The sequence below is a fragment of the Paraburkholderia phymatum genome (assembly GCF_040965635.1).
GTDB classification, from domain to species: Bacteria; Pseudomonadota; Gammaproteobacteria; order Burkholderiales; family Burkholderiaceae; genus Paraburkholderia; species Paraburkholderia phymatum_B.
Map to the genome: position 1 here is coordinate 22,971 of NZ_JBFRCH010000055.1, position 6,760 is coordinate 29,730.

A 6,760-nucleotide genomic window follows, 5' to 3' on the forward strand; every position below is an offset into this window, starting at 1 on the left:
TGATGGAAGTCATCAACCATACCGTGATCAACCTGATCATTTTCGTGCTGGCGATCTACGTCGGCTACCACGTTGTCTGGAATGTGACGCCGGCGCTTCATACACCGCTGATGGCCGTGACGAACGCGATTTCGGCGATCGTCATTGTCGGTGCGATGCTTGCGGCGGGCTTGACGGTCGGCGGTTCGGGCAAGTTCTTCGGCACGATTGCCGTGGCGCTTGCGGCCGTCAACGTGTTCGGCGGGTTCCTCGTCACACGGCGAATGCTCGAGATGTTCAAGAAGAAGGAGCCGAAGAAGATCGCGGGTCCCGGTGGTTCGAAGGAGGGCGCGTAAATGAGCATGAACGTCGTTACGCTCCTTTATCTGATCGCCTCCGTCTGCTTCATCCAGGCGCTCAAGGGGCTGTCGAATCCGAAGAGCGCCCGCGCCGGCAACGTGTTCGGCATGGTCGGCATGGCGATCGCGATTCTGACGACCGTCGCGCTGATCGCGAAGCAGGCTGCCGTGCTCGGTTCGAATCTGTCGCTTGGATTGGCGCTTGTGTTCGTCGCGCTGGTGGTGGGCGGCGGGATCGGCGCGTTCGTCGCCGCGCGTGTCGAGATGACGAAGATGCCGGAACTGGTCGCGGCAATGCACTCGCTGATCGGTATGGCGGCCGTGTGTATCGCGTATGCGGTGGTGTCGGAGCCGGCCGCATTCGGCCTCGGCGCCGAGGAAGGCATTGCGGGCTTCCTGCCGTACGGCAACCGGATCGAACTCTTCATCGGCACGTTCGTCGGCGCGATTACCTTCAGCGGCTCGGTGATCGCGTTCGGCAAGCTGTCGGGCAAGTACAGGTTCCGGCTCTTCCAGGGCGCGCCCGTCGTCTATGCGGGCCAGCATCTGATCAACCTGCTGCTCGCGCTCGCGATGATCGGCTTCGGCGTGATCTTCTTCCTCACGCAGTCGTGGCTGCCGTTCATCATCATGACGCTGATCGCGTTCGCGCTGGGCGTGCTGATCATCATCCCGATCGGCGGCGCGGACATGCCCGTGGTCGTGTCGATGCTGAACTCGTACTCGGGCTGGGCGGCGGCGGGCATCGGCTTCTCGCTGAACAACGCGATGCTGATCATCGCCGGCTCGCTGGTCGGCTCGTCCGGTGCGATTCTGTCGTACATCATGTGCAAGGCGATGAACCGCTCGTTCTTCAACGTGATTCTCGGCGGATTCGGTGCTGAACCGGGTGCGGCAGCAGCCGTCGGCACGGGCGAGCAGAAGCCGGTGAAGTCGGGCTCGGCGGAAGATGCGTCGTTCATGCTCGGCAACGCCGAGACTGTCGTGATCGTGCCGGGCTATGGTCTTGCCGTCGCGCGCGCGCAGCACGCGTTGAAGGAACTCACCGACAAGCTCATCGAAAAGGGCATCGACGTGAAGTACGCGATTCACCCTGTCGCGGGCCGCATGCCGGGTCACATGAACGTGCTGCTGGCGGAAGCCGAAGTGCCGTATGAGATCGTTCACGAGATGGAGGACATCAACGGCGAGTTCGGCCAGGTCGATGTGGTGCTGGTGCTCGGCGCGAACGACGTGGTGAACCCGGCCGCGAAGAACGATCCGAAGTCGTCGATCGCGGGCATGCCGATCATCGAGGCGTACAAGGCGCGCACGGTGATCGTCAACAAGCGTTCGATGGCGGCAGGTTACGCCGGTCTCGACAACGATCTCTTCTACATGGACAAGACCATGATGGTCTTCGGGGATGCGAAGAAGGTCATCGAAGAGATGTCGAAGGCGGCTGCATGATGCAGCTGGTTTGGCGACCGGCTCCTTGATGCCGCCTTTGTCGCTGCACTATTTTCAGGCGGTCAAACATGACACACATGGAATCATCCGACGCGGCGGCACGTGCGACTACAGCATCGATTGAAAATGCACTGCGCAAGCGTGTGGCCGAGGACGCCCCATTCGACCTTCACGCGCATCTGGCGCGCACGCTGGCCGTCTTCGGTATCGACCCGGCGAGCACGGGCGGATCGATCACGTTCGAAGGCGCCGATCCCATCGTGCCGAGCGTGTTCCGTCTCGGCGCGGCGGCGGGTCTCACACTGATGACGAAGTCCGTCGCGATTGCAGCGTTATGGGCGAAGCGCACGGGCGAAGGGCAGGATCTCCATCTCGACATCAGGAAGGCGCCGCGCCGCCTCTGTCCGTTCTGGGAGCGCAAATGGGAACTGCTGAACGGCTACGCGCCGCGCAATACGGCCGACCCGACCAATCCGTTCATGCGCGCATTCTTCGAAACCCGCGACGGTCGCTGGATGATGCCGTTCAACCTTTATCCACGGCTCAGGTCATCCGCGTTGCGGCTCTTGCAGAGCACTGACGAACCCGCAGCAGTCGCGGCGGCGTTCCGCAAATGGGATGCGCGCGAACTCGAGGAAGCGGGTTCGGCAGCGGGCGTCGTGATGCCGATGGTGCGCAGCGCGGAAGAGTTCATGCGGGAGAAGCAATACGTCGACCACCTTTCTTCGATACCTCTGGTTCAGATTGAAAAGATCGGCGACTCGGACCCCGAGCCGTTCGCGCACGACCCTGTCGCGCCGCTGGATGGCGTGCGCGTGCTCGGCATGGCGAGGGTGATCGCCGGGGCCGCGATCGGACGCGCGCTCGCGTATCACGGCGCGGATGTGCTGAACGTCTGGCGTCCGGATGATTTCGAAGTGGACACGATGTACACGACCGCGAATGTCGGCGTGCGCTCGACGCTCATCGACGTAGGCTCGAGCGAAGGCAACGCGCGTATCAAGGAGCTACTGCGGGGTGCGGATATCTTCTATGCGAACCGGCGCCATGGGTTTCTCGACAAGATCGGGCTCACTGCCGAAGAAGCAGCGCAACTGCGCCCCGGCATCATCCACGTGACAGTGAGCCTGCATGGCGAGGCGGGGCCATGGGCGCCGCGCGCGGGCTTCGACCAGACTGCGGGCGCCGTCACAGGGATCACGACGCTGGAGGGTTCTCCCGACGCGCCCCAATTGCCGCCTGTGATGGTCGTCAATGACAACATGGTTGCGTGGCTTGCGACAACGGGCGCGCTTGCTGCGCTGATGCGGCGCGCCGAAGAGGGCGGCAGCTATCGCGTGCATGTGTCGCTGTCGCGCGCATCGCTGTGGCTGTATTCGCTTGGCCTGTTCGACAAGACATACGCACACGAGACGGCCGGTTCGAGCAGCGCGCATGAGAATGCAAAGCCCGATCTCTTTACGGCTGATACACCAGCCGGCCGTTACCAGGGCGTCACCGACCAGGTCCGCATGACGCGCACGCCGGGTCACTACGCGACGGTATTGGCGCCGCGCGGCTCGTCGATGCCCGTCTGGTTGCCCAAGCGCTAGCGCAAACCGGGTTGCGGACGAGACAACGCGTTCGTCAGCTGAAGATCATTCATCGCGATGTCAGCACGTCGCGCGCATCGGCAGCATCGCGATGAATTGATCGATCGCTGCGAACAGCGCCGGCTTGCGCACCCCGTCCTGCGCCTGTATCGACAGACCCGCGAATAACGTCATGCACAGCATGGACAACGCGGGGACGTCGGTGCCTGCATCGAGTTCGCCACTTTCGACGGCCTGCGCAACCCTGTTCGCGACGATGCTCGCCACCCTGCGCCGACGCTTCTGCAATTCAGCGCGCAATCGCCCATGTTCGGCGCGGACGGACATGGCGCCGAGAAAGATCATGCAGCCGCGCGGATTCGCGGTGCCCGTGAAAAGCTCGACGCTCGTGCGGAACATCGCGCGAAGTCCGTCGCGCACGGACTGATGCGCCTGCAGATCGCGTAGCGCCGCACCGCCTTCTGCGCACGCGTACAGATTAACGGCCTCCCGATACAGCTCTTCCTTACTGCCGAACGCAGCGTAAAGACTCGGCGAGTTGATGCCCATCGCGTCGACGAGATCGGACATCGAGCACGTGTCGTAGCCCTTTGCCCAGAACACGTCCATTGCACGCCTGAGCGCCGCCTCGCGATCGAATGCGCGTGGGCGGCCGCGTGCCCTACGACGCTCCTCGTGCCTCAGCGCCGACATGTTTCCCTCCTGTGCTTACACGAGTTGCCGTGCCAGTTACTGATGCTCACGGCGCAATTCAGAATTATATGTTGATCGTCACAAAATATCTGGACGGTGTCCTGTATGGGCATTTAAATTATCTGTGTCGTGTGTTACAGAAATCTAACCAGCTTCAGGAGTGTGTTGTCATGAAAACGCCTCTGTTCGCGCTTGCCGCCGCATTGATGATGGCAAATCCGTTTTTGGCGGTTGGTCAAACCAGTGCGCCAGCCGGGTCGCTCGCGCCTTATGCGGTGTTCGTAGATCAACCGACCGGATTTACGTTCATTAACTTGCCGAGCGGCTGGAAATTCGTCGGCGCAGTGTCAAAAGAAGAGGCGCAGCATGTGCCTGCGAACGTTCTGACGTCGGTGCTGCCTGCAGGTTCCGAACGGACAACGAACACGGCACCCGTCAAGTAAGTGGCTTGATGCAAATCGGAGCAAGGGATGGGTGTTGCCCTTACGTCCTTTGCGAATTCGGAGCGGACAACGAGGCTGCCGCTAGCTGCGGTTGATCGATGAGAGCGTGAAGGTTGCGCTCTCAAGAGCATGGACGATCTGCTGAGACGTCGATTCGATTGCCGGTTTCCGCCGCAGGTTGCCTGTTTGCATTTGACACCAGTTACAGGCCTTAACAAAATGACGTTTTCAGTCTTCTCCAGCAGATGATGCAGCATGCGATTTTCATGAAGGCTTCGTGGATGAATGCAAGACGTTCGAAGCGGATGCGCAGCCGTCGGAAGTTGTGAAGCCAGGAGATGGTGCGCTCGACGACCCAGCGGGTTTTGCCCAGTCCGCTGCCGTGAGGTTCGCCTCGTCGGGCGATTTCAGTGTCGATGCCGGCAGCGTGTAGTGGACGGCGGTATTTGTCGTGATCGTAACCTCGGTCGCCTTGAACGATCCGGGGTTTCGAAAGCGGGCGGCCAGGTTTGCCCGCGATGCGCGGGATGGCGTCAACCAGCGCGTGAAGCTGGGTGACATCGTGGCGGTTGGCGCCAGTGAGGATTACCGCGAGCGGGATGCCTTGCGCTTCGGTGATGAGGTGGTGCTTTGAACCTGGTCGCGCACGGTCGGTGGGATTGGGTCCCGTTTTTGACCCGCACCCACCGCGCGGATCGAGGAGGAGTCGACGACCACGCGCGACCAGTCTATGCGGTCAGCTTCGCGTAGCTTTGCAAGAAGCAGTTCGTGCAGTCGGTCCCAGACGCCGGCGGCCTGCCAGTCGCGCAGACGGCGCCAGCAGCTCATGCCGCTGCCGCAACCCATCTCGCGCGGTAGCAGGTCCCAGCGCAGGCCCGTCTGCAGGATGAACAGGATGCCGGTGAGCACTGACCGGTCATCGAGTGGTTTGCGTCCGGGGTAGCGTGAACGGCGTGGTTTGGGTGGGGGCAGCAAGGGTTCAATGAGTGTCCACAACTCATCATCGAGTATCGGCTTGGCCATGTCCTTTCCGTTACCGAAACAACGATGAAGTTAACATCAATCGCTGCGAGTTAACAGCCCCCGTGCATCATTTTGTTAAAGGTTTTTAGTCGAGCAATCGCAAGGAGATTGAGATGAGCAATGGACGGACGCGCAGCGAGGCTGCGACGCAGACGGCCAGAAGAGCAGGAACGGTCGACATGAAGCTGGAGGTCATTGCCATTCCCGTATCGGACGTCGTGAGCGAGATCTTCCACGACGTCGGCGGCGTATTCCACCGTGCGGGTGTAGAAGGGCGCTTGAGCGGCCCCCATCCAGAAAGGAGAACTACGGTTCATTCGCTTCATTCAGCGATCCAGATGGAAATGGCTGGGTCTTTCAGGAGGTGACCACACGGCTGCCCGGAAGAGTGGAGACGCACGAAACGACATTCGCATCGTCGATGGAGCTTGCGGACGCGCTTCGCCGTGCTGCAGCGGCACACGGCGAGCACGAGAAGCTAACCAGCCAGCGCGATGAAGACTGGCCGGACTTGTATGCCGAATTCATCGTCGGTGAGCAGGCTGCGACGAAGTAAGTCTCGTATCCGCGCATCCAGTTGCGCGACCTGCCGTCTCAGGCGCTCACGTGGAGCGCCGGTGCGCGCCTTGCGCACTGCCTCTTCACCGACGAGCAGCAGCGAGAATCGCGTTGGCGACGACTTCGGGCTGGCTCAGCATCGCAACGTGGCTTGCGTTGACGTGCGTCACCCGCGCATTGATGTTCCGCGCCATCTGGTCTTGCAGATGGGGATCGATCATCCGGTCGCGGGCGGCGATGACGAAGTACGACGGCTTCTCATGCCACGCGGCCTGCGTCACCCTGTCGTTGATGCAACCGGAGAACCACAGTCCTTACGTCGCGGCGACGAGGCGCTGCTGCGCGGTGGGCAAATCAAGTGCGAAGTCTTCCTTCACCGCCTTGTCGGACAGGGTCAGAAAGCCGGTTGCATCCTTCTGCAATTCGTTCGCCCATGCGAGCGGCTTCATGCCATGCGTTATGTCGGGAATCGATTGTCCGCCGTCCGGTGCGAACGCCGCGACATACACGAGGGATTTGACTTTATCGTCTTTGCCTGGAGCCTGTCAGATTTTTAGTGTGCCGAGGTCATGAGACGATAACGGAAATAACGTCCTATGACCGAAGCAACAGTGACCAAGAAGAGCAAGAACCCGAAGGCGCCGAAGCTGTTCCCCGATGAGCT

The 6,760-nt window shown here is 61.3% G+C and carries 8 protein-coding genes and 2 pseudogenes; 7 read left to right on the forward strand and 3 right to left on the reverse strand.

Translation table 11 applies throughout. The features are described 5' to 3' along the window. The first annotated feature begins 2 nt into the window (after positions 1–2). From AB4Y32_RS38485 to AB4Y32_RS38495, 3 genes are all read left to right on the forward strand, one after another. Positions 3–335, forward strand: coding sequence for an NAD(P) transhydrogenase subunit alpha (locus tag AB4Y32_RS38485; RefSeq protein ID WP_152755233.1), 333 nt, complete (start codon positions 3–5; stop codon positions 333–335). After that, positions 336–1,787 carry an NAD(P)(+) transhydrogenase (Re/Si-specific) subunit beta gene (locus AB4Y32_RS38490; protein WP_368726287.1) on the forward strand — a complete coding sequence of 484 codons (1,452 nt, stop codon included), beginning with the start codon at positions 336–338 and terminating at the stop codon, positions 1,785–1,787. 68 nt (positions 1,788–1,855) lie between these two features. Continuing rightward, complete coding sequence (locus tag AB4Y32_RS38495) at positions 1,856–3,379, forward strand: CoA transferase (protein ID WP_368726288.1); 1,524 nt, start codon at positions 1,856–1,858, stop codon at positions 3,377–3,379. Between the two features lie 60 nt (positions 3,380–3,439). On the opposite strand, the gene AB4Y32_RS38500 is transcribed toward AB4Y32_RS38495, so the two are convergent. Beyond that, the gene (locus AB4Y32_RS38500) at positions 3,440–4,072 is read right to left on the reverse strand and encodes a TetR/AcrR family transcriptional regulator (RefSeq protein WP_368726289.1); all 633 of its coding nucleotides are present in this window, start codon (positions 4,070–4,072) and stop codon (positions 3,440–3,442) included. A gap of 170 nt (positions 4,073–4,242) precedes the next feature. Here AB4Y32_RS38500 and AB4Y32_RS38505 point away from each other — a divergent pair, with 170 nt between their 5' ends. Beyond that, on the forward strand, positions 4,243–4,515 hold the full coding sequence (locus tag AB4Y32_RS38505; protein ID WP_368726290.1) for a hypothetical protein: 273 nt from the start codon (positions 4,243–4,245) through the stop codon (positions 4,513–4,515). A gap of 211 nt (positions 4,516–4,726) precedes the next feature. On the opposite strand, the gene AB4Y32_RS38510 is transcribed toward AB4Y32_RS38505, so the two are convergent. After that, positions 4,727–5,538, reverse strand: a protein-coding gene (locus tag AB4Y32_RS38510; RefSeq protein ID WP_368726291.1) for an IS5 family transposase whose coding sequence is annotated in 2 segments (ribosomal slippage) — positions 4,727–5,190 and positions 5,190–5,538 — 813 coding nt in all. Because the reading frame shifts where the segments join, the coding sequence is not laid out codon by codon here. A 113-nt stretch (positions 5,539–5,651) separates the two neighbouring features. Between AB4Y32_RS38510 and AB4Y32_RS38515 the strand changes: the two genes are divergently transcribed. Next, the gene (locus AB4Y32_RS38515; protein ID WP_368726292.1) at positions 5,652–5,906 is read left to right on the forward strand and encodes a hypothetical protein; all 255 of its coding nucleotides are present in this window, start codon (positions 5,652–5,654) and stop codon (positions 5,904–5,906) included. A gap of 53 nt (positions 5,907–5,959) precedes the next feature. Then, entirely contained in the window at positions 5,960–6,094 is a 135-nt protein-coding gene (locus tag AB4Y32_RS38520) for a hypothetical protein (RefSeq protein WP_368726293.1), read from the forward strand. A gap of 85 nt (positions 6,095–6,179) precedes the next feature. Here AB4Y32_RS38520 and AB4Y32_RS38525 read toward each other — a convergent pair. Continuing rightward, positions 6,180–6,632, reverse strand: a pseudogene (locus tag AB4Y32_RS38525) (alpha/beta fold hydrolase); the annotation flags it as partial. 60 nt (positions 6,633–6,692) lie between these two features. Between AB4Y32_RS38525 and AB4Y32_RS40820 the strand changes: the two are divergent. Beyond that, positions 6,693–6,760: pseudogene (locus AB4Y32_RS40820) on the forward strand (transposase); the annotation flags it as partial.

What these genes read in the sequence shown, in the direction of transcription:
- AB4Y32_RS38485 (WP_152755233.1), top strand. Translation starts at nt 3, where the DNA reads ATGGAAGTCATCAACCATACCGTGATCAACCTGATCATTTTCGTGCTG.
- AB4Y32_RS38490 (WP_368726287.1), top strand. Translation starts at nt 336, where the DNA reads ATGAGCATGAACGTCGTTACGCTCCTTTATCTGATCGCCTCCGTCTGC.
- AB4Y32_RS38495 (WP_368726288.1), top strand. Translation starts at nt 1,856, where the DNA reads ATGACACACATGGAATCATCCGACGCGGCGGCACGTGCGACTACAGCA.
- AB4Y32_RS38500 (WP_368726289.1), bottom strand. Translation starts at nt 4,072, where the DNA reads ATGTCGGCGCTGAGGCACGAGGAGCGTCGTAGGGCACGCGGCCGCCCA.
- AB4Y32_RS38505 (WP_368726290.1), top strand. Translation starts at nt 4,243, where the DNA reads ATGAAAACGCCTCTGTTCGCGCTTGCCGCCGCATTGATGATGGCAAAT.
- AB4Y32_RS38515 (WP_368726292.1), top strand. Translation starts at nt 5,652, where the DNA reads ATGAGCAATGGACGGACGCGCAGCGAGGCTGCGACGCAGACGGCCAGA.
- AB4Y32_RS38520 (WP_368726293.1), top strand. Translation starts at nt 5,960, where the DNA reads ATGGAGCTTGCGGACGCGCTTCGCCGTGCTGCAGCGGCACACGGCGAG.